The sequence below is a fragment of the Psychromonas saccharinae genome, from assembly GCF_051201515.1.
Classification (GTDB): domain Bacteria; phylum Pseudomonadota; class Gammaproteobacteria; order Enterobacterales; family Psychromonadaceae; genus Psychromonas.
Map to the genome: position 1 here is coordinate 4,011,043 of NZ_CP195153.1, position 21,022 is coordinate 4,032,064.

The window sequence follows — 21,022 nt, forward strand, 5'->3', positions numbered from 1 at the left end:
ATGTAATGGATAAAGAAAGCAGCCAAGAACTCAATACAATCGGATTGCGATGTCCTGAGCCTGTCATGATGGTCCGTAAAACAGTCAGAAAAATGCAGGAAGGTGAGTTATTAAATGTGATTGCAGATGATCCTGCAACCACTAGAGATATACCTAGCTTTTGCCGATTTATGGAGCATACGCTAGTGGAAGCAAACGTAGAACAAACACCTTATCGATACTTAATTCGAAAAGGTATTTAATCTTAGTTCATTTTAATCTTCGTAGATATTGTCATAGACGTAGTTAGTTGCTTCGATATAACCAGGCACACTACCACAATCAAAACGTTTACCTTTAAATTTATAAGCGAGCACACAACCTTTCTTGGCTTGAGTTAGCAATGCGTCCGTAATTTGAATTTCGCCACCTTTACCAGGAGGCGTTTCTTTAAGAATATCAAAGATATCAGGCGTTAAAATATAACGACCAATAATCGCTAAATTACTTGGAGCAGTTCCTTGAGGTGGTTTTTCAACCATGTCATCAACACGATAAATATCATCTTTAATCATTTCACCTTTAATCACACCATATTTATGGATTTGATCTTCAGGTACTTCTTGAACGGCAACAATAGTACAACGGAACTGATTATATAAAGCAACCATTTGCTTTAATACGCCATCACCTTCTTCATTAATACATAGGTCATCGGCTAAAACGACAGCAAAAGGTTGATCGCCAATTAATTTCTTACCAATTAAAATCGCGTGACCAAGTCCTTTCATTTCACGTTGACGAATAAAGGTAAAGTAAGCATTGTCCATAATGGCACGAATATCTTTCAGCTTCTCTTCTTTCGGTGTACCACTAATTTCATTCTCTAATTCATAATTAATATCGAAGTGGTCAGTTAACGAGTTCTTTCCTCGCCCAGTCACGATACACATCCCATTCATACCAGCTTCTAAGGCTTCATCGACACCAAATTCAATTAATGGTTTATTAACAATCGGCATCATTTCTTTCGGCATAGACTTAGTTGCGGGAAGAAAACGAGTCCCATAACCTGCAGCGGGAAATAAACATTTTTTAATCATAAAATTCAACTTCCTTTTAGATTTATCAGAATAAAACACAAAAAATTTTCAATTTACAGCAATTTTTCTTACGTAATAAATCTGCCATATAAAATCAAAAAATAATAAATACACAAAGATTCTAACACAAAATTAATAAGTTAAAACCTTAAGACCTGTTTATCTTCCTTAGCTTAATTTACCGATACATAAAAACAGGAACTGTAATGAAGCCAAGCAGTTCCCAAGATATAATATCAATCTATTTTAATGTTAAATAGGGCTGAGCATTCTTCAAAATACCATCACCGATGCCCTTCACATTAGTTAATTGCTCAAGATCCGTAAATTTCCCATTCTTTCTACGGTAATCAACAATCGCCTTTGCTTTAGCTTCTCCTATCCCTTTAATTGACATTAAATCATCAGTACTCGCTGTATTGATATTGATCTTTTTACTCATCGACGATGCCGAGGCAACGGTTTTTTTCTTAGTCGTAGACATCGATTTTTTAGAACTTTCCACCGCTTTGCTTGTCTTGTTTTTAACCGTCGTTGATTGTTTTGACTTTTCAGTTGAAGCGGTTGATTTTAATGTATTAATACTTGATGGTGTCTTCGAATCGGCAGCAAAAGTAGTTTGAACTGTCCCAAAAGTAACAAGTGAGGCAGTTAAAATTAAACGAAATAGTAATTTATTAAACATGTAAACATCCTTTTTTAAAATAAAAGTGGGATCTTAAATGTTAACAATAGAATAAAAACCATCCTAACGTTAACATTTAAGCAACATTCTAAAGTTAGTTGGTTTTTTGACATATTCAAGAAATAAGAATAAATATAGGGAGAAAATAAAGTATTATAGAGCTTTACTCTGTAAAAATAATTTAGTTAATTTAATATTTTCAATATAGTAGCGTCATAAAGTAGCAAAGGAAAAAATATGAGTGAACAGTGGTTTGTTGCCTATTGTAAAAGTAGAGAAGAATTACGTGCGCAACAGAATTTACATAATCAGGGGATTCACTCTTTTTTTCCCAAAATTCGAAAAAATAAGATAATAAGAGGAAAGAAGACTGTTATCGAAGAAGCACTTTTCCCGAGTTATTTATTTATCTTAACCGATAAAGAAAATAGTGCATTTCCTAAAATTCGTTCAACACGGGGCGTTAATGATCTAGTAAAATTTGGTAATAAAATTATTAGCGTGCCTGAAACACTAATCGAAAATTTGGAAAAACTTTGTTATTCCATTAATGATCTCAATGCTGATAACAAAGTTGACCTAAAAAAAGGAGACAAAGTCGAAATTCTAAATGGCTCTTTTCAAGGGTTAACGGCTATTTTTAAAGAGCAAGATGGGCTTGAACGCTCAATGCTATTTCTCCAATTGCTCAATCAAGAAAACACCGTTTCTTTCAGTAATAATGATATTCGAAAACTGGAAAGTTAATATATGTTCACACTTCATCATTTTCAAAATTTACGTGTTGCACAGGCTTTCTCTGACTATTTAACCAGTATTCAAATTCAGAATGAAATTCAACACGATGAATTTACTTATCTAATAATAATTAAATTAGATACTGATCAAATGCAAGCCGAAGAAGAACTTGCCCTTTTTTTACAAAACCCAAATGAAACCAAATATTTATCAGCAAGCTGGGAAACGGGGTCACCAAGCAAGCAACATTCGCAGTTAGCCTATGTAAATTCTAATATTTTTTCTAATTTCATTGCGCGTGGTGGTTTAGTCAGTCATAGCATTTTCATCGCATGTATTATTATTTATGCATTAACGAGTCTTGGCTTTGTTGAGCCAATGCATTCTCCCTTTGCTTTTTTTACATCACTTCCCTTCGATTACTCACAAAGCTGGCGTTTTGTTACTCCTGCTTTTTTACACTTTAGCGCATTACATATAACCTTCAATTTACTTTGGTGGTGGGAATTAGCGGGCACGGTTGAAAAGCACCATGGAAAACTTCGCTTAGTATTACTATTTTTATTTACCGCTATCACTTCTAATCTGGCACAGTTTTATGTCGTTGGCCCTTATTTCGGAGGGTTAAGTGGTGTTGTTTATGGATTGGTTGGCTATTGTTGGTTATCTGGAAAACTAAATAAACAAGGCAACGTATTATTGCCTAATGCTTATTTTATCTTTTTACTCGGTTGGCTCGTACTAGGTTTTGTTAATATATTACCGGTTAATGTGGCTAATTATGCCCATTTAGTTGGATTGCTTGCAGGGCTATTTCTTGCCTTTATCAGCCCAAAATTACATACCAAGGGTTAATAAGAAATCGAAAGCCAGTTATTGAAATAAGAATTTAGTAAACAGTACATCGATAATCGGTTTTGCTTTTGTTTCAGTAAAGAGCAGTTCATTTAACTCTTCGACACAACGCTGACGAATAGCATCTCTCTGATCCACCGATTTTACTGCCTTTTCGTCTTGCTCCCCTAAAATCGTAATAATTCTGTCGCGAATAAGGGGGTCATGTTTTTCTAATAGGGCATAATCGTCTTTGGAACGCACCATTAGCTCAACAGTCATACGTATAAATCCTATACGTTTTCCTGATTTAATATAATTTGTAATAATATCTGGCTCAATGGAGTAATACTGGTAGTCATTCGCCTCTGCCCCCTCCTCTGCAAATAGAGGTGAAGATAAAAATGAAAAACAAAATATTAAAATAAGCACTTTTTTAAACACAGCTCTTTCCTTATTACAAAAACTACGATTCATGATTGTATAAACCAGTGGTTTGAAGATATTTGAATGATACAATAGCAAAACATCATTATTGTAACTCAAAATTAGATCAACGAGTAAAGGTCATTATGCACAATCACCCATTTCCAATATCTTTAGCTGCATCTTGGGCAACTCAAAACCAAATGGAACCTTGTACTGATAAAATAAATTCATGGCTTTACGACGAAGATTCGTTAACTAAGAAACTTGAAAATTTATACGCAAAATTTCATGTTCAAGTAAACCACCAACTCATTATAGATGCTTCAACGGAAAATTTATCCGGATGCTTTCCTCATGAAAAAAAAATATTATTACGTGAAGTCTTTTTGTATTGTGATGATGTCCCCGTTGTTTTTGCACAAACAGAAATTCCCCTCAGTACTTTAGATAAGCAACAAACTCAGTTAGCGAATATTGGGAATCAATCACTTGGCAAAATATTATTTCAAAACACCAATATGAAAAGAGGTCCGATTGAAGTTGCCGCATTTACCGAAAATAAACCATTAAACAATCTCTGCCAATCACTTGAGCAACAATCTCCAAATACACTTTGGGCTCGTCGATCTCAGTTTTTTTTAGAAGATAAACCGCTACTTGTTAGTGAACTATTTTTACCCGCATCAGGCATTTATCAAATATGAATTATTTTTGTAAACAAAAGTGTCAAGCCTATCTGCAATTAATGCGTATGGATAAACCAATTGGCAGCCTTCTTTTACTTTGGCCAACACTCTGGGCTTTATGGATTGCAGCTAAAGGCTTTCCTCATCTATCGGTTTTAGTGGTATTTATCTTAGGTGTTTTATTAATGCGCAGTGCAGGATGCGTTATCAATGATTTCGCAGATCGTAAAATAGACGGTTTTGTAAAGCGCACTAAAGATCGCCCTTTACCGTCAGGAAGAGCAACGAGTATCGAAGCAATTGCCTTGTTTTTAGTCTTATCAATCAGTTCTTTTTTATTAGTATTGACACAAAATAGCCTTACTATTCAACTCTCCATTGTTGGTATTTTACTTGCTTTTTCTTACCCCTTTATGAAACGTTTTACCCACTTTCCACAATTTATACTTGGCCTTGCCTTTGGTTGGTCAATCCCTATGGCCTATGCAGCACAAGCTGGAAAATTAGCAACGGTTGTATGGATATTATTTGCCGTTAATATTTTATGGACTATCGCCTACGATACACTTTATGCCATGGTCGATAGAGATGATGACTTAAAAATAGGTGTAAAATCCACTGCGATTTTGTTTGCGAAAAATGATCGATTAATTATAGGGTTACTACAATTTTCATCTTTATGTTTATTAGTTTTTTTAGGTTGGCTAGAAGGATTAAACTGGATCTATTTTGTGGGATTAACCGTGGTGCTTGGATTATTTATTAATCAACAAATATTAATTACAGACCGAGAAAGAGAGGCTTGCTTTAAAGCTTTTCAAAATAATAACTACGTCGGTGGCGTTATTTTTATTGCATTATTTTTAAGTTATCTTTAAAACGCCATTTATTCAAATAGCGCTTATTGTTTCTATGATATTAAAACGTTAGCTGTTTACATATGCAATAACGGCATTACTATCACCCACATGACGCCCATCAACGTAAAGTTGAGGAACAGTCGTCTGCCCTGTAATGGCCTTTAAGCTCACACTAGTCGCATCAGTACCAAGTACAATCTCTTCAAATGCAATGTTATTATCTTTTAAAGCTGCTTTTGCCTTGGTGCAGAACGGACATCCAGGTTTCGTAAATAACGTGACCGCTGAAGGTGCTTTTGCTTTAGGATTAATGTAATTAAGCATTGTATCAGCATCAGAGACTTCAAATGGGTCGCCAGGCTGATTAGGCTCTATAAACATTTTTTCAATAACGCCATCTTTAACTAGCATACTATAACGCCAGCTGCGTTTACCGAACCCTATTTCACTTTTATCAACTAACATCCCCATCCCTTCACTGAAGGTACCGCAACCATCAGGAACAACGGTAATATTACCCGCTTCTTGATCCGCCAACCATGCATTCATAACAAAGGTATCATTAACACTCAGACAAACAATTTCATCCACACCGTTTTCTTTAAGCACGCCAGCTAATTCATTATAACGAGGTAAATGAGTTGAAGAACACGTTGGTGTAAATGCCCCCGGTAATGCAAATAAAACAACTGTTTTCCCTGTAAATAGTTGATCAGTAGTGATGTTTACCCATTCATCATTTTGACGAGCAGGAAAACTTGTATTTGGCACTCTTTGACCTTCAATGTTCTCTAACATGTAATACTCCAGATATATATTTTGGGACAAGCATAAGCTTATTGCGATAAAGTTATAATCTACACAATCACTCGATAGATAAAACCATTTAGTCTGAATAAATAAATAGTTTTTTTGTTATTTAAATGCTAATAAAAAGATATTTTGTGTAGTCAAAGAGCATAGCAGATCTTAATAAGAGGAGAATGACTAATTTGAAATTATGGGATAAAAGAAAAATAGCAGTATAAAAACAAAAAACGGTTATCGTTTGAGAAATTTTAAATAGGTCCGCTTAACCTCTGTATTTATATACCCGTTACCATTCAAGATGCAGAAATCAGCATCTTAATTGGTAACGGGTATATAATAAAAAATCAATGATAACCCTAGAAAAATAGGGTCATCATTAATTCAAGAATCATATGCTAATCGTTATTTCGAATAGTTTTAATAATCTCAGTAGTCGAGCAACCTTCTTCAAACTGTAATACTCGAACCTCACCACCATTATCAATAACCTCAGCACCACCTGCAATTTCTTCTGGTTTATAATCGCCACCTTTAACTAATAAGTCAGGCAATACTTCAGCGATTAACCGTTGTGGCGTTTCTTCTGTAAATTCAATCACCCAATCAACGGCGCCTAAACCAGCTAACACGGCCATACGACGATCAATAGGGTTAATTGGACGCCCTTCGCCTTTCAAGCCTCGAACAGATTCATCACTATTAACGGCAACGATCAATCGCTGCCCTTGCTCACGCGCAGTATTAAGGTAAGCAACATGACCGGCATGTAAAATGTCAAAGCAACCATTAGTCATTACCACTTTCTCACCACGATGCTGTGCTAATTTTACTGCAATTTTTAATTGCTCTTCAGACAACACACCAAAACCAATTTCTTGTTGGCTATAAACGGCATTCGCTAGTTCAATCGTATTTACCGTTGATGTCCCTATTTTCCCCACTACAACACCCGCAGCGGCATTGGCCAGTGTACAAGCTTCTTCAAAAGAACTACCTGCAGCTAAAGAAGACGCCAAAACAGAAATAACCGTATCACCAGCACCGGTAACATCATAAACTTCTTGGGCTAAAGTAGGTAAATGAAAAGGAGCAACACCTTCCCTTACTAAGGTCATTCCATTCTCACTTCGGGTAATTAACAGTGCTTGTAAATCAAACTGTTTAATTAAACCTAACGCTCGCTCAACTAATTGTTCATCGGAATCACAATGGCCAACAACCGCTTCGAATTCGGATAAATTAGGGGTAAGTAATGTTGCACCGCGATATTTTTCAAAATCAGCACCTTTTGGATCAACTAACACCGTTGCACCCGATGCTTTTGCTAGCTGAATCATCGGCTGTATATCCGATAATGATCCTTTATTGTAATCTGAAAATATAACAACTTTATAGTTAACTAATAAATTTGATTCAATTTTTTCAACCATTTGAACACTATCAATATGATGGAAACTTTGTTCAAAATCTAATCGAATTAATTGCTGATGACGGCTTAATACACGTAATTTAGTAATCGTCGGGAAATTCGGTAATATAACAAAATCAGTTTTAACATGAACTGATTTCAAGCTATTTGCTAATGCATTTGCAGGCTCATCATTACCAACTAGACCAATTAACGTTGCACTACCACCAAGCGCGGCAACATTTAGCGCGACATTTGCAGCGCCGCCTGGACGCTCTTCAATTTCTTCAACTTTAACAATCGGTACAGGCGCTTCTGGTGAGATTCGCCCTGTTGGGCCATGCCAATACCTATCTAACATAACATCGCCAACGACTAAGACCTGTGCATTTTTATATTCAGGTAATGTTATTTTCATATCTTATCTCTTTTTATAGGGAGCAACTTATAGCTATGCAGTATACAAGATTATCATACTCATATTGCTAAGCATTTTATTTTTATATTAAAAAGTAAGATAAAAATTCCCCAAATATTATAGAAACCTATATTCTTATTAATAGAGATCACTCCCGCTTAAAGAGAATATAATTTATGCTAAGTATTTTATGTGTTGATAGTGAATTGCAACGCCTCGCTCAATTAAAACAAGACTTGCTCCCATTAAGTGTTAGATTCAACATTATTGACGCAGACACACAAAAAAATGCAGAACAATTACTATTACAAGATAATCAAAATATCGCCTTAGTTATTTGTGCAGAAACATTGCTGGATGGTTATGCCATTTCTCTATTTAAACAACCACAATGTAACCAATTAAGAAAAATAATTTATACCGACACGCCAACGGTATCAATGTTAGGAGAGTTCATTAATCAAGGCCATATTGATTACTTTTTACAAGTTCCCTATAAAGTGCAAGAACTACTACGCATTGTCCAGACCCAGGTAAGTAGCTATCGAATAAACCAACAAAAAAACCGAAAAACACAATATAGCCCAATTAATAAAACCCGTTTACTTAATACATTAGACTCTTCTGAAACACCAAGTTTTCAAGATAAATTTATCGATTATTCCCTCTATACCGACTCTGAATTATCTAACCTCGTTCTTAGGTATTTATATTTTGTCTTAGAAGAGCAAGGTGATAAAGATGTTCGTCGAACTTACAGTTCAAATCACTTATTAACCAGAGAAGGTGAACCCAATTCTTTTCTTTGGTTTATCTGTAAGGGGGAAGTCTTAATAAAAAAACGTAATACACAAAATGAAACGCAAGATCTCACTATTATGCAAGCAGGTGGTATTGTTGGCGGCATGTCTTTTTTAACCGGAGAAAGCGCATTTAGTACCAGTCTAACCCTGTCTACAACGGAAGTATTAAAAATAGATAAAGTAGTTTTTTCAAACATTATGAAAGTAAATACGGCATTGCTCGCGCCTTTCAGTAGCTTATTATTGCGTAATTTTAATCGTCGCTTACAACGCAGCATTTCCGCAGAATTAACCCTTAAGGAAACCTTAAACTCCTTAGATGCAGCCCATAGTCAGTTAGTTGATAGTGAAAAAATGGCCGTATTAGGGCAATTAGTGGCGGGAATAGCCCATGAACTAAACAACCCTATTGCGGCAATATTAAGAGGCTCAGATACATTAATTACACTTATTAGCAGCTTGTTAGATTACGAAAAACATAGCGCCTTCTCTTTGCTTGCATCAAAAGTGTTAGAGCAAGGACTAACCGTTCGTCCACTTTCAACGTCGGAGGTAAGACAACGCATAAAAAACTTATTACCAACGATCAAAGATAAAAAAATGGCGAAGTTATTAGTCAATATGAATCTAGATAATATTACTATCCCATTAGAAAATGACCGTAATTTCAAAGATAGTGTGTTATTACTCAATCAATATTATCAAGTAGGAACCATCTTACGAAATAGTAATAGCTGCTCAACACGTATTGCAAATTTAGTAAAAAGCTTAAAACATTATGCAGGACAAGATAGCGAAACCTGTAGCTCTACCAATATCCACGAAGGACTGGAAGAAACACTCATTATTTTTGAAAATAAACTGAAGAATTATCAAGTTATTAGAGAATACCAAGTTCTTCCAAAAATTGATTGTTATCCAATAGAATTAGGTCAAGTTTGGACAAATATCATTTCTAACGCAATTGATGCAACGGATGGTCAAGGAAAACTTAAAATATCAACGGTCAATCTTCCCTATGATGAAACGCCTAATATTCAAGTCATTATTGAAGACGATGGTTCAGGCATTCCAGAATCAATTCGCTCAAAAATATTCGAGTTAAATTATACGACGAAAAGAAAAGGAAACTTTGGTCTTGGAATTGGACTAACGATTTGCTCTCAAATTATCAAACGACATAATGGATACATAGAAATAGAATCTGAATATGGAAAATTTACCCGTTTTATCGTTACATTACCTGTATTTAATCCAAATATTGACAGTAAAAAGTAGCGAAAATTAAGCAATAAACAATTTTAACCGGTCAAATAGATCAGCTAATTATTATGATTGGCATTATTTTCTTAGAAAAATAGTATTACTAGAGAAACAAAAAAGCCCGCAAAAAAGCGGGCTTTTAGCAATTAATTCTATTCAATAGAACTAATTAAACTGCAATTTAAAAAATTACTTCTTACCAAGCTTCTCTTTAATACGAGCAGCTTTACCAGTAAGTTCACGTAAGTAGTATAGTTTAGCTTGACGAACCACACCGCGACGTTTAACTTCAACGCTTCCTACAATTGGGCTGTGAGTTTGGAATACACGCTCAACACCTTCACCATTCGAAATTTTACGAACTGTGAAAGAAGAATGTAAACCACGGTTACGCTTAGCGATAACAAGACCTTCAAATGCTTGAAGACGCTCTTTTTCACCTTCTTTTACGCGAACACGTACTACAACTGTGTCACCCTGTGCAAATTCAGGGATATCAGTACGTAATTGTTCATTTTCAATTGCTTGTATAATATTGCTCATTTTAATACCTTTAATACCTAGTTAGCCAATAACATCGCTGGTTAGTTGGAGTCACTTTCCAGAGCAGCAAGCAATTTAGCTTGCTCGTCAGTCAGAGCTAGGTTGTTTAATAAATCGGGCCTTCTTTTTTTCGTGCGTTGCAGTGATTGTTTTAAACGCCAAAGACGAATTTTTTCATGATCACCACTTAATAAAACACTTGGCACTTGCTTACCATCTAACATCTCAGGACGCGTATAGTGTGGGCAATCTAACAAGCCATCCGCAAAGGAGTCTTGTTCTGCTGATTGCTGATGACCTAATACACCAGGTACAAAACGTACCACTGCATCAATTAAGATCATTGCAGGCAGCTCACCACCACTTAACACGTAATCACCTACTGACCATTCTTCGTCAACTAAGCTTTCAATTACGCGTTCATCTATTCCTTCATAACGTCCTGCGACTAAAATCAAAGCGGTTTCGCTTGATAATGACACTGCATTATGATGGTTTAAACGTTGTCCTTGAGGAGAAAGATAAATTACCTTTGCCTCGTGCCCTGCTTCTAAAGCGGCCTGTTTTGCTGCAACAATTGCATCCCGTAAAGGTTGCACCATCATCAACATACCAGGACCACCACCATAGGGACGGTCATCAACCGTTCTATGTTTATCCAAAGTAAAATCACGTGGATTCCAACATTGAATCGAAAGCAGATTATGTTTAATCGCTCGACCTGTCACCCCATTTTCGCTAATGGCCCGGAACATATCCGGGAAGAGGCTTACAACCCCAATCCACATTGCTTTTCTCCCAGGGTAATCAGAAATCAGGTTGCCAATTAACTGTAATTAGTTTGCCGGTAATATCTACTTGAGAAATCACTTGCTCTTCAATAAACGGAATTAACCGTTCTTTTTGTCCAAAAGCATCATTCGAGTTGGCTTTTACCACAAGCACATCATTAGAGCCTGTTTCCATCATTTCGGTGACAACACCTAAATCATAACCTTTATCAGTTTTAACCTGACACCCGACTAAATCTCGCCAGTAGAAATCGTCTTCCAACGTAGGAAGATGACTTGAGTCAATAAGAAGCGCATTACCAACAATGGCTTGTGCATCTTCACGAACATCAAATCCAGCTACTTTTGCAATAAAACCATTATTATGACGTTTCCAATCGGTAATCATAACCTCTTGAAGTTGTCCTTTAGATTCCATCAACAAAGGCTTATATTCAAAAATACTTTCAGCGTCATCGGTGTAGGAGTGGACTTTTAACCAACCTTTGATGCCATAAACTGCACCAAACTTACCCATTTCAATTGGTGTTGCTTTTTCGTTGCTCACCTAATGCTCCTCACCTAACTGCAATTATGCAGCTACAGCGTTGTCTTTTACTAATTTAGCTACACGATCACTTAGCTGTGCGCCAAGACCAACCCAATGGTTGATGCGATCTGTATCTAAACGTAATTTTTCTGATTTACCTTGTGCAGTTGGGTTAAAGAAACCAACTTTTTCAAGGAAACGACCGTCACGTGCGTTACGGCTATCAGTTACTACCACTTGGTAGAATGGGCGTTTTTTTTGTCCGCCACGAGCTAAACGAATAGTTACCATATCGTCCTCTATATATTGTTAAACGTATTTAGTCAGAAAATTCTGACCACCTGCTTTTGTAGAAAGCCGCAAAATTATACTCTTCTTAGCTAAAAGAACAATCAAAATCACACAATGATATTTATTTAGCTGTCAGCTTCAAGCTTTCAGCTGTCAGTAAGTGGATAAATAGTGCGGGGATAGATGAAATAAACTGCGAGTGGTGAGCTGCTAGCGACGAACTTCGTAACTCTCGACTCGTAGCTCGTACCCAATAAAAAAAACTTTGCAGCATTATCAAAAAGACATATACAACTTAGGCTAGCAAGCTGCGAGTGGCGAGCTACGAACTTCGTAACTCTCGACTCGTAGCTCGTAGCTCGTAGCTCAATGATACATCCCCACTCTGAAAATGGGAACGAGGAAAATGCAGCTCCCATTAATAAACTGGCAGCTGACAACTAAGAGTAGCAGTTAGATTATTTCTTTTTAAAACGACCTAAACCAGGAGGCATTCCCATTCCGCCCATTCCAGGCATACCGCCAGCACCACCCATGCCGCCCATCATACCTTGCATGCCGCTCATCATTTTACGCATGCCGCCTTTACCGGACATTTTCTTCATCATTTTTTGCATTTGCGTAAATTGTTTAAGCAATTTGTTCACATCTTGTATTTGTGAACCAGAACCTGCAGCTATACGGCGTTTACGTCCGCCTTTAATAATTTCTGGTTTAGCACGTTCTTTTTTTGTCATTGAGCTGATAATCGCTTCCATTTGATTAGTTGCTTTATCATTCACCTGATTTTTAACTGCATCGGGAACTTGTCCCATACCAGGCAGTTTGTCCATCATCCCAGCCATACCGCCCATACTTTTCATTTGTACCAGTTGCTCACGAAAATCATCAAGATCAAACCCTTTGCCCTTAGTGATCTTGTTAGCTAATTTAGTGGCTTTTTCTTTATCAACTTTGCTTTCAATTTCTTCAATAAGTGACAATACATCACCCATGCCTAAAATACGTGAAGCAAGACGATCTGGGTAAAATGGCTCTAATGCATCAATTTTTTCACCCATACCGATAAACTTAATCGGTTTGCCTGTAATATGACGAATAGAAAGTGCGGCACCACCACGAGCATCACCATCAGCTTTCGTTAAAATCACACCAGTTAACGGTAACACTTCATTAAAGGCTTGAGCAGTATTTGCTGCATCTTGACCGGTCATTGCATCAACAACAAACAGCGTTTCAACAGGATTAATTGCTTTATGAAGATCTTTAATTTCTGTCATCATATCGCTATCAACATGCAAACGACCTGCCGTATCAACAATAACAACATCAAAGAAATGTTTCTTAGCGTGGTCTATCGCGGCATTAGCAATATCAATTGGTTTTTGAGTAATATCACTTGGGAAAAACTCTGCATCAACTTCACCGGCTAATGTTTCCAATTGTTTAATCGCGGCAGGACGATAAATATCAGCACTCACCACTAAGACTTTTTTCTTTTCGCGATTTTTTAATAATAAGGCTAATTTTGCAACCGACGTTGTTTTACCCGCCCCTTGCAAACCCGCCATCAATAAAACAGCCGGAGGTTGTGCAGCAAGGTTTAATGATTCATTAACCTCACCCATAGCAACTTCAAGTTCTTTTTGAACGATTTTTAGAAATGCCTGGCCTGGGCTTAAGCTTTTCGCGACCTCTTGTCCTACTGCACGCTTTCTCAATGATTTGATAAAATCACGCACCACGGGTAAAGCAACATCGGCTTCGAGTAACGCCATGCGCACTTCGCGCAGAGTATCTTTAATATTGTTTTCATTTATGCGTCCTTTGCCACTGATATTTTTCAGGGTTTTGGACAATCGATCCGTTAAATTCTCAAACATACTCTGCTCTCGTTGCTAAAAAATAAAATAATTATACCCAATTCTGCGAATGCAAAATAGTACTAAGTTACAACCAACTTATTAATTAAACAGATAAAGACTGTTTTAAGCACAAAGCTGATCGTATAATCCCCTTATCGTTAACTTAATTATACTGAGTGATATGGATTATTTATTGTTAATTTGTGGTCTTTTTTATCTGATTGCTAGTGCCATTTCTGCTAGTAAATTGATCGCACCTAAAAAACCAATTAATCGCTATCTCATTCCTATTATTGCCCTAGCATTAACCACTCATGGATATTGGTTATATCAGCATATTATGACACTTCATGGTCAAAACTTGCCCATTTTAATCGTGTTATCTTTAGTGACCTTTATTATTTCAATACTCACTACTTTTTCTGGCAAACTTTTTAATACCGGTATGCTGCAACCTGTTGTCTATATTTGTGCCGTTATTAATTTAATTGCCGTCGCGTATTTACCGAGTCAATTTATTACCCATGTTCAAGCCCATCCTGTACTTGGACTGCATATATTACTCGCATTATTAGCCTATTCAATATTAAGTATTGGTAGCTTGTTTGCGTTGCAGTTAGCTTATCTTGACTATCGTTTAAAAAATAGAAAACTCCCTCTGACAAAAATTGATATGCCACCAATGATGAGCCTAGAAAAAAGCTTATTTCAAATTGTATTTATTGGCTTTATTTTATTAACCTTTACATTAATCACAGCCTTTTTCTTTCTCGATGATATGTTTACTTCAGAACGTATCAATCAAGCTATTTTATCCACCATTGCTTGGGTTATTTATGCGTTATTACTTTGGGGCCATAATACGCACGGGTGGAGAGGACGCATTACTATTTACTGCACCATAACAGGCTCATCATTTCTGACACTTGCTTATTTCGGTAGTCGATTTGTCAGTGAAGTGATTCTAAATTAATCTTCATGCTTAATGCACTTAACTCAGATAAAGCAGACAAAGAATTAAAAATACACTACAGAGGACACCGAGTTAAAAAAAGAAAAGCACAAAATAAGCAATAATTAGCTTATAACATATTGTTTTAGTCTTTTATCCGTGCAGCGCACAGCGCCTCTGTTAATGAATACGAACCGAAACGCAGTGTCGCAGTCACATGAAATGTGCGTGGTAGTGCTTTTTACAAAAACAGCCTGAGTAATCTACAGAAGCATGTTAATCATTTAAAAATGAACGAACACTCATTTCTGTTTTCATTTCAATCTATTATGATAAATTTAATTTCTTATTTTTATAAATAAGAGCAATTTTACGTCGGATTAAATGTCTACAAATTTAAAATATGCAAGCATCACGACAAAAAAAGATTAATATTTACACAGAAATTTGAGAGCTCTATCAAAAAATGAGCATGAAAAAATAGTGATCTACTGCAAATAAACAAAAAAACGAACAATAAAAACAATAAAATTCAATAACTTAAACAATTCCCACAAAGTTCCCACTGATATTGCAAACTCAAATCAAATTGCTTAATGTACAAATCGTAAAACGCAAACCGTTATTACAAAAAATTATAAAACTAACTCTAAATAATAATTAATACTTTGCAAACAAGGCGATAAATATCATGAAAAAAACTCTATTAGCGATAGCAATGACAGGTTTATTCGGTGCAACAGCTCAAGCAGCAACTGTATATGATGCAGATGGCGTAGCTGTTGAATTTTATGGTGACATTGAAGTTTTCTTAGCAAATGACACAGATGGTACTGACGCAACAATCCAACTTGATGATGCTGATTTAATGGCTAAAGTAACAAGTGTCGTAAATGATGACCTATCAGTTTACGGTGCAATTGAATATGTAGAAAATGTTGGTGACGGCGCAACTAACGCTCTTACATTAGACCACGCTTCTGTTGGTTTTATTTTTGATGCAGGCACACTATCTTTTGGTAAACAAGCAACTTTACTTGATGATGCTGGTATTTTTAATGATTACGTATTCGGTGTATCTGATTTTGCAGTAAACGGTGCTAACTCTGGTGAGCAAACAGTAAAATTCACTTTCGCTCAAGGCAATGTCTATGGTGGTGTTGCTTATAATATGGGTCAAACATTTGGTGATGCAGACGATGATTCAAGCATCCTAGATGGTAAAATCGGTATGACAATGGACAATCTTGATGTTGTTTTATACGCAGCGCTTGTCGATGATGGTACTGAAAAAGAAAAAAATATCCGCGTTGAAGCAACATATTCAATGGATGCGTTAACACTGGCTGCAACAGCTGCAACAACTAGTTACGATGGTGAGTCTGGTACATCTTTTGGTGCTCAAGTTGCTTACTCAATGGATAAATTCACCTACAGTGTAGGTGCTGCTAAAGTTGATACTTCTGATATCACTGGCGGAACAGACCAACTAGATTATATTGCAGGCGTTGAATATGCTTTAGCTAGCAACACTACTGTATATGGCCAAATTGGTGGTAACGATAACGATGCAACTGATGACCTTGGTTATGCTGTAGGCATGCAAGTTAGCTTCTAAAGTCAATTTAACTCTTGTAGACATAATCTACGATTTTTAAACAAATAATCCGATGACTCATACTCATCGGATTTTTTTATTTATAACGTAATACAATAAAGAAGAACGATTAATTACTCAATTTGGCCAAAAAACACTGCCAAGCGCCTATTTACAGTCATCATTTTTGTTTTATGTTGTGCGTATCGCTAGTATCATATGAATATAAATCCTAACTTAATACAAAAGAGAGAATCTTGAACGACATACCCAACAGTGCTTTATTTATCACGCTGGTAATTTTAATTGCAATTTCGGCTTATTTCTCAAGTTCAGAAACGAGTATGATGTCACTTAATCGCTATCGATTACGCCATCTCGCTAAAGATAAAAATAAAGTCGCCATGCGCGTCGAGAAACTTCTTACCAAACCAGATAAACTCATTGGCTTAATCTTAATAGGCAATAACTTAGTTAATATTCTTGCCTCTGCAATTGCGACAATTCTTGGGCAACGTTTATTTGGCGATGCAGGTATTGCTATTGCAACCGGTGTACTTACGTTGGTTATTTTAATTTTTGCAGAAGTCACCCCTAAAACCATTGCTGTGCTCTACCCTGAAAAAATTGCTTTTCCAAGTTCATTTATATTAAGACCATTACAAAAGCTACTCAGTCCATTAGTTTGGTTAATTAATGGTTTTTCTAACGGTCTACTCCGTATTGTTGGGATCAATGTGAGTCAACAACAGGATAATGCCTTGTCCAGCGATGAATTACGCTCTGTCGTTGACGAAGCAGGTACAATGATTCCAGCGCATCACCAACAAATGCTATTGAGTATTCTAGAGCTTGAGCAAGTCACCGTTGATGAAATAATGGTGCCACGAAATGAAATCGCAGCCATTGATATTAATGATGATTGGGAGAGCATTCTTAAACAACTACAGCATCGTACTCACACTATGACCGTGTTATATCGTGACAGTATTGATGATGCCATCGGTTTCATTCATGCACGAGATTCATTACTTATCCTATTAAAGGAAGAGTTTACTAAGACATCTCTATTACGTAGCGTTAGGGAGTTATACTTTATTCCCGAAGGAACGCCCCTTAATACGCAATTAATTAAATTTCAATTGAATAAAGAACGTATCGGTTTAGTTGTTGATGAGTACGGTGATATTCAAGGACTTGTTACTCTTGCAGATATACTGGAAGAAATTGTAGGGGACTTTACGACGACACATGTTTCTCACGCTTCCCAGGAAATTCATAAACAACAGGACAATTCCTATATTATTGAAGGCTCCATGGGTATCAGAGACCTTAATAAAGAGATGGGATGGACATTACCAACCGATGGTCCTCGCACCTTAAATGGCTTGATTATCGAGCATTTAGAAGAGATCCCAGAGGCGAAAATAAGCTCACGGATCTGTGGTTACCCAATGGAAATATTAGAAGTTGAAAATAATATGGTCAAACTTGTGAAAGTGCTGCCTCACCTTTATAGCGGTGATGAAGAAGAGTAACGTCAAGCAAATACTTAAGTTACTCTATGTTAGACGCAATTAAAGTTGTTTTAGTTGCGCTTCGCTTAATGCAATATCAACATTCTTATTAACACCGATACCTTCATCAATGACATTTTGCGCAATCGCTTTTGCTTCCGTTAATGAATGCATCGAATAGGTTCCACATTGATATTCATTTAATTCTGGAATGTCACTCTGTGCTTTAACTTCGAGTACATCTTGCATTGAGGCTAACCATGCTTCTTTCACTTGATCTTCAGAGGGAGAGCCAATTAAACTCATATAAAAACCCGTACGGCATCCCATTGGTGATATATCGATAATTTCAACGCTATCACTGTTTAAATGGTTACGCATAAATCCTGCATATAAATGTTCAAGTGTATGGATCCCTTTTTCAGATAAAATATCTTTATTTGGAATCGTAAAACGAAGATCAAATACCGTAATTGTGTCTTTTCCTGGTGTCTGCATTGTTTTTGCAATACGAACAGCAGGTGCTTGCATAATGGTGTGATCCACCGTAAAACTGTCTAATAATGGCATCTTCTTTCCTTTTATTTCATTCTTTAATTATTAATATTTACTGTTCAAAAATAGCATCAAGATTTAGTCGAAAAACAGTCGCCAAAGCCAACTTGAATCTAAATTGTCTTTACACGTTTTTAATTGTTGGGCATAACGTTTTGCACGACTATCTACACGATGAGATACTTTTTTCAACCATGGTTTCTTATTATAACTCTTTTTCCGGTAACCACCCCACCCTTCATGGTAGTTTAGGTATTGGCCATAAGCGTCCCATTTAGATACGCCGTTTATTTTATGGGTTTTGTAGGTAAACCATCCCATAAAATCGATAGCATCGGAAAAATTATCTCGATCAGCCCAACGATGACCAGTTTCTCTTTGATAATCGTCCCAGGTCATTGTTTTAGCCTGTGCATATCCATAGGCACTACTTACGCGGCCAATCGGAATAAACCAAAAATAACGCATAGGAGGGCTGGCATTATGTTTAAAACTGCTCTCCTGATACATCATTGCGATCGGAACATGGATAGGCGTTCCCCAGGTATTTTGCATTGCTTTTGCAGCATCATACCAATCATGATTTTCAAAAAAAATATCGCAAATATTCTCGGGATTTTTAGGGGGAGGCGTCGCACAGGCTGTCAGCAATAAACCAGAAAAAATACAGATAACACCATTTTTTAGATTTATTTGTTTATTTCCCACGGGCACGCCTTACAATCATTAACTACTCTTTTTCTGCATCCGCAAAATATTGCGCTAAATACTGATCAAAGGCTAATGTATCGCTTTTCTCAATTTCCTGCTGTTTTTGAATTGAATTCACACGTTCTTGTTGGAAATGTTGATCCGACCAAATTTGATAATCTTGAGCAAGTAACTCGGCTTTATAGGTTTTAGATAAGTTTAATGCAAGTAATCCATTATCAATGTTTTGTTCTTTGATCATCGCTAACACTCGCGCAGAACTTGTTAATTCTGGTTTGGTAAAACGACAGATAATATGCTCAATAGCTTGTTGGTAATGTTGATTACCTTTACTCTCATCTAATACTACTGCAAGCTCTTGCAATTCTTCCGAGATCCACGTTCCCCATTGTGCAACGCTTTGCTCTGTGCCATCGATTTCTAATTGAAGATCTGGCTTACGCCCTTCAGTTACAATTTTATTAAAATTTTCTCTAAAATGTGCTGATGTTTGCGCATTAATTTCAGGAGACGGTTTAATGGCACACCAAGTTAAAAACAGATCTAAGAAATTAACCTGCTCTTCGGTGATACCGACTTTTGCAAAGGGATTAACATCCAATGAGCGAATTTCAATATATTCAATCCCGCGTGCTTTTAATGCTTGTGATGGCGTTTCACCACTTTTCTGAACGCGTTTTGGGCGAATAGAAGCATAAAGTTCATTTTCTATCTGCAATATATTGTCATTAAGTTGTACGTACTTACCGTCATTTTTAATGCCCATTGCTTTAAATTCTGGGGATTTTTGATGCAAAGCATGACGCACTGACCCCAAGTAATTATCTAAGGAGTTATAACAAATATCTAATGATGATTGACTACTATTGGTATAACCCAAATCACTTAAGCGCAATGAAGTCGCATAGGGTAAATAAATAGAGCCATTGCCAATTTTACTAAATTTAAAACCCGTTTCTTTTCCTTGGAGGAAGGAACTACATAAAGCAGGTGAGGCACCAAATAGGAATGGAATAACCCAACCATATTTAAAATAATTACGTATTAACCCTAGGTAGCCTGCTGATTTTGCATCTTGACCAGATAATTCTGAACCATGAAGCTCAGACCAGGTCGACCAAAAATCTTCTGGTAATGAAAAATTATAGTGCACGCCTGCAATCACTTGCATCATACTACCATAACGATTTTTCAAGCCTTCACGATAAGTTGTTTTCATCAAACCTACATTCGACGTGCCATATTGTGCGAGCTCGACATTATTTTCGCTTTTCACAAAACAAGGCATACTAATCGGCCAAAGCGTTTCATCTTCATCAAGATTTTTGACAGCATAGTGATGGATATCATTAAGGTAAGCAAAAAGTTGATCGACGTCTTTAGCAACTGGCGTGATGAACTCTAATAAGCTTTCAGCAAAATCTGTCGTAATAGATTGGTGGCATAAAGCACTACCAAAGGCATAGGGATGTGGTTGTTGTGATAACTTCCCATCGGGTTTAACGCGAAGCGTTTCACGTTCAACACCGCGTCCAAAACCAACAAGTGATTGCGGTTTTTGACCAAGAATGGTTAAACGTTGCTTAAAATTAAGAGACAAAAGTAAATCCATTATGTAGCTAGAATATACTTCAGAGTAACCTATATAATGGTTA

At 36.5% G+C, this 21,022-nt stretch carries 22 protein-coding genes; 9 read left to right on the forward strand and 13 right to left on the reverse strand.

The window, feature by feature from the left end; all coding sequences use genetic code 11:
- Positions 1 to 5: 5 nt before the first annotated feature.
- Complete coding sequence (gene tusA, locus ACR30L_RS17925; RefSeq protein WP_435235596.1) at positions 6 to 242, forward strand: sulfurtransferase TusA; 237 nt, start codon at positions 6 to 8, stop codon at positions 240 to 242.
- Positions 243 to 254: 12 nt separating this feature from the next.
- Here the strand turns inward: tusA and galU are convergent, their stop codons facing one another.
- Positions 255 to 1,082 carry a UTP--glucose-1-phosphate uridylyltransferase GalU gene (galU, locus tag ACR30L_RS17930; protein ID WP_435235597.1) on the reverse strand — a complete coding sequence of 276 codons (828 nt, stop codon included), beginning with the start codon at positions 1,080 to 1,082 and terminating at the stop codon, positions 255 to 257.
- 241 nt (positions 1,083 to 1,323) lie between these two features.
- Complete coding sequence (locus ACR30L_RS17935; protein ID WP_435235598.1) at positions 1,324 to 1,767, reverse strand: ComEA family DNA-binding protein; 444 nt, start codon at positions 1,765 to 1,767, stop codon at positions 1,324 to 1,326.
- 237 nt (positions 1,768 to 2,004) lie between these two features.
- On the opposite strand from ACR30L_RS17935, the gene rfaH reads away from it, so the two are divergent.
- Positions 2,005 to 2,514: a transcription/translation regulatory transformer protein RfaH gene (gene rfaH / locus ACR30L_RS17940; RefSeq protein WP_435235599.1), complete on the forward strand. Its 510-nt coding sequence runs from the start codon at positions 2,005 to 2,007 to the stop codon at positions 2,512 to 2,514.
- Positions 2,515 to 2,517: 3 nt separating this feature from the next.
- Positions 2,518 to 3,360, forward strand: a complete 843-nt coding sequence (glpG, locus tag ACR30L_RS17945; RefSeq protein ID WP_435235600.1) for a rhomboid family intramembrane serine protease GlpG — start codon at positions 2,518 to 2,520, stop codon at positions 3,358 to 3,360.
- 18 nt (positions 3,361 to 3,378) lie between these two features.
- Here the strand turns inward: glpG and ACR30L_RS17950 are convergent, their stop codons facing one another.
- Positions 3,379 to 3,783: a flagellar basal body-associated FliL family protein gene (locus tag ACR30L_RS17950; RefSeq protein WP_435235601.1), complete on the reverse strand. Its 405-nt coding sequence runs from the start codon at positions 3,781 to 3,783 to the stop codon at positions 3,379 to 3,381.
- Positions 3,784 to 3,911: 128 nt separating this feature from the next.
- Between ACR30L_RS17950 and ACR30L_RS17955 the strand changes: the two genes are divergently transcribed.
- Both ACR30L_RS17955 and ubiA read left to right on the forward strand, forming a co-directional pair.
- The gene (locus ACR30L_RS17955) at positions 3,912 to 4,472 is read left to right on the forward strand and encodes a chorismate--pyruvate lyase family protein (RefSeq protein WP_435235602.1); all 561 of its coding nucleotides are present in this window, start codon (positions 3,912 to 3,914) and stop codon (positions 4,470 to 4,472) included.
- Positions 4,469 to 5,332, forward strand: a complete 864-nt coding sequence (gene ubiA / locus ACR30L_RS17960; protein ID WP_435235603.1) for a 4-hydroxybenzoate octaprenyltransferase — start codon at positions 4,469 to 4,471, stop codon at positions 5,330 to 5,332. The genes ACR30L_RS17955 and ubiA overlap by 4 nt, the downstream gene beginning before the upstream one ends.
- Before the next feature lie 48 nt (positions 5,333 to 5,380).
- Here the strand turns inward: ubiA and ACR30L_RS17965 are convergent, their stop codons facing one another.
- Together ACR30L_RS17965 and hldE are read right to left on the reverse strand one after the other, a co-directional pair.
- Positions 5,381 to 6,112: a glutathione peroxidase gene (locus ACR30L_RS17965; protein ID WP_435235604.1), complete on the reverse strand. Its 732-nt coding sequence runs from the start codon at positions 6,110 to 6,112 to the stop codon at positions 5,381 to 5,383.
- A gap of 407 nt (positions 6,113 to 6,519) precedes the next feature.
- Positions 6,520 to 7,950 carry a bifunctional D-glycero-beta-D-manno-heptose-7-phosphate kinase/D-glycero-beta-D-manno-heptose 1-phosphate adenylyltransferase HldE gene (gene hldE, locus ACR30L_RS17970; protein ID WP_435235605.1) on the reverse strand — a complete coding sequence of 477 codons (1,431 nt, stop codon included), beginning with the start codon at positions 7,948 to 7,950 and terminating at the stop codon, positions 6,520 to 6,522.
- Positions 7,951 to 8,126: 176 nt separating this feature from the next.
- Between hldE and ACR30L_RS17975 the strand changes: the two genes are divergently transcribed.
- Positions 8,127 to 10,031 carry an ATP-binding protein gene (locus ACR30L_RS17975; protein ID WP_435235606.1) on the forward strand — a complete coding sequence of 635 codons (1,905 nt, stop codon included), beginning with the start codon at positions 8,127 to 8,129 and terminating at the stop codon, positions 10,029 to 10,031.
- A 174-nt stretch (positions 10,032 to 10,205) separates the two neighbouring features.
- On the opposite strand, the gene rplS is transcribed toward ACR30L_RS17975, so the two are convergent.
- The 5 genes from rplS to ffh form a co-directional block, all read right to left on the reverse strand.
- Positions 10,206 to 10,559, reverse strand: coding sequence for a 50S ribosomal protein L19 (gene rplS / locus ACR30L_RS17980; RefSeq protein ID WP_435235607.1), 354 nt, complete (start codon positions 10,557 to 10,559; stop codon positions 10,206 to 10,208).
- 41 nt (positions 10,560 to 10,600) lie between these two features.
- On the reverse strand, positions 10,601 to 11,347 hold the full coding sequence (gene trmD, locus ACR30L_RS17985; RefSeq protein ID WP_435235608.1) for a tRNA (guanosine(37)-N1)-methyltransferase TrmD: 747 nt from the start codon (positions 11,345 to 11,347) through the stop codon (positions 10,601 to 10,603).
- 19 nt (positions 11,348 to 11,366) lie between these two features.
- Positions 11,367 to 11,867 carry a ribosome maturation factor RimM gene (rimM, locus tag ACR30L_RS17990; protein WP_435237923.1) on the reverse strand — a complete coding sequence of 167 codons (501 nt, stop codon included), beginning with the start codon at positions 11,865 to 11,867 and terminating at the stop codon, positions 11,367 to 11,369.
- A 54-nt stretch (positions 11,868 to 11,921) separates the two neighbouring features.
- The gene (rpsP, locus tag ACR30L_RS17995; protein WP_435235609.1) at positions 11,922 to 12,170 is read right to left on the reverse strand and encodes a 30S ribosomal protein S16; all 249 of its coding nucleotides are present in this window, start codon (positions 12,168 to 12,170) and stop codon (positions 11,922 to 11,924) included.
- Positions 12,171 to 12,628: 458 nt separating this feature from the next.
- Positions 12,629 to 14,053, reverse strand: coding sequence for a signal recognition particle protein (ffh, locus tag ACR30L_RS18000; RefSeq protein ID WP_435235610.1), 1,425 nt, complete (start codon positions 14,051 to 14,053; stop codon positions 12,629 to 12,631).
- A gap of 163 nt (positions 14,054 to 14,216) precedes the next feature.
- Here ffh and ACR30L_RS18005 point away from each other — a divergent pair, with 163 nt between their 5' ends.
- From ACR30L_RS18005 to ACR30L_RS18015, 3 genes are all read left to right on the forward strand, one after another.
- Positions 14,217 to 15,008 (forward strand): cytochrome C assembly family protein, encoded by a 792-nt coding sequence (locus ACR30L_RS18005; protein ID WP_435235611.1) that lies wholly within the window; start codon positions 14,217 to 14,219, stop codon positions 15,006 to 15,008.
- Between the two features lie 670 nt (positions 15,009 to 15,678).
- The gene (locus ACR30L_RS18010) at positions 15,679 to 16,605 is read left to right on the forward strand and encodes a porin (RefSeq protein WP_435235612.1); all 927 of its coding nucleotides are present in this window, start codon (positions 15,679 to 15,681) and stop codon (positions 16,603 to 16,605) included.
- 236 nt (positions 16,606 to 16,841) lie between these two features.
- Positions 16,842 to 18,122 carry an HlyC/CorC family transporter gene (locus ACR30L_RS18015; RefSeq protein ID WP_435235613.1) on the forward strand — a complete coding sequence of 427 codons (1,281 nt, stop codon included), beginning with the start codon at positions 16,842 to 16,844 and terminating at the stop codon, positions 18,120 to 18,122.
- A 39-nt stretch (positions 18,123 to 18,161) separates the two neighbouring features.
- Here the strand turns inward: ACR30L_RS18015 and luxS are convergent, their stop codons facing one another.
- The 3 genes from luxS to gshA form a co-directional block, all read right to left on the reverse strand.
- Positions 18,162 to 18,671 (reverse strand): S-ribosylhomocysteine lyase, encoded by a 510-nt coding sequence (gene luxS, locus ACR30L_RS18020; protein WP_435235614.1) that lies wholly within the window; start codon positions 18,669 to 18,671, stop codon positions 18,162 to 18,164.
- A gap of 63 nt (positions 18,672 to 18,734) precedes the next feature.
- Entirely contained in the window at positions 18,735 to 19,364 is a 630-nt protein-coding gene (locus tag ACR30L_RS18025) for a hypothetical protein (RefSeq protein ID WP_435235615.1), read from the reverse strand.
- Between the two features lie 22 nt (positions 19,365 to 19,386).
- Positions 19,387 to 20,967 carry a glutamate--cysteine ligase gene (gshA, locus tag ACR30L_RS18030; protein WP_435235616.1) on the reverse strand — a complete coding sequence of 527 codons (1,581 nt, stop codon included), beginning with the start codon at positions 20,965 to 20,967 and terminating at the stop codon, positions 19,387 to 19,389.
- Between the last annotated feature and the right edge of the window lie 55 nt (positions 20,968 to 21,022).

What these genes read in the sequence shown, in the direction of transcription:
- ACR30L_RS18010 (WP_435235612.1), top strand. Translation starts at nt 15,679, where the DNA reads ATGAAAAAAACTCTATTAGCGATAGCAATGACAGGTTTATTCGGTGCA.
- glpG (WP_435235600.1), top strand. Translation starts at nt 2,518, where the DNA reads ATGTTCACACTTCATCATTTTCAAAATTTACGTGTTGCACAGGCTTTC.
- rfaH (WP_435235599.1), top strand. Translation starts at nt 2,005, where the DNA reads ATGAGTGAACAGTGGTTTGTTGCCTATTGTAAAAGTAGAGAAGAATTA.
- ACR30L_RS17975 (WP_435235606.1), top strand. Translation starts at nt 8,127, where the DNA reads ATGCTAAGTATTTTATGTGTTGATAGTGAATTGCAACGCCTCGCTCAA.
- rimM (WP_435237923.1), bottom strand. Translation starts at nt 11,867, where the DNA reads ATGGGTAAGTTTGGTGCAGTTTATGGCATCAAAGGTTGGTTAAAAGTC.
- galU (WP_435235597.1), bottom strand. Translation starts at nt 1,082, where the DNA reads ATGATTAAAAAATGTTTATTTCCCGCTGCAGGTTATGGGACTCGTTTT.
- hldE (WP_435235605.1), bottom strand. Translation starts at nt 7,950, where the DNA reads ATGAAAATAACATTACCTGAATATAAAAATGCACAGGTCTTAGTCGTT.
- ubiA (WP_435235603.1), top strand. Translation starts at nt 4,469, where the DNA reads ATGAATTATTTTTGTAAACAAAAGTGTCAAGCCTATCTGCAATTAATG.
- ACR30L_RS18005 (WP_435235611.1), top strand. Translation starts at nt 14,217, where the DNA reads ATGGATTATTTATTGTTAATTTGTGGTCTTTTTTATCTGATTGCTAGT.
- ACR30L_RS17955 (WP_435235602.1), top strand. Translation starts at nt 3,912, where the DNA reads ATGCACAATCACCCATTTCCAATATCTTTAGCTGCATCTTGGGCAACT.
- ACR30L_RS17965 (WP_435235604.1), bottom strand. Translation starts at nt 6,112, where the DNA reads ATGTTAGAGAACATTGAAGGTCAAAGAGTGCCAAATACAAGTTTTCCT.
- trmD (WP_435235608.1), bottom strand. Translation starts at nt 11,347, where the DNA reads ATGTGGATTGGGGTTGTAAGCCTCTTCCCGGATATGTTCCGGGCCATT.
- tusA (WP_435235596.1), top strand. Translation starts at nt 6, where the DNA reads ATGGATAAAGAAAGCAGCCAAGAACTCAATACAATCGGATTGCGATGT.
- ffh (WP_435235610.1), bottom strand. Translation starts at nt 14,053, where the DNA reads ATGTTTGAGAATTTAACGGATCGATTGTCCAAAACCCTGAAAAATATC.
- rplS (WP_435235607.1), bottom strand. Translation starts at nt 10,559, where the DNA reads ATGAGCAATATTATACAAGCAATTGAAAATGAACAATTACGTACTGAT.
- ACR30L_RS17935 (WP_435235598.1), bottom strand. Translation starts at nt 1,767, where the DNA reads ATGTTTAATAAATTACTATTTCGTTTAATTTTAACTGCCTCACTTGTT.
- luxS (WP_435235614.1), bottom strand. Translation starts at nt 18,671, where the DNA reads ATGCCATTATTAGACAGTTTTACGGTGGATCACACCATTATGCAAGCA.
- rpsP (WP_435235609.1), bottom strand. Translation starts at nt 12,170, where the DNA reads ATGGTAACTATTCGTTTAGCTCGTGGCGGACAAAAAAAACGCCCATTC.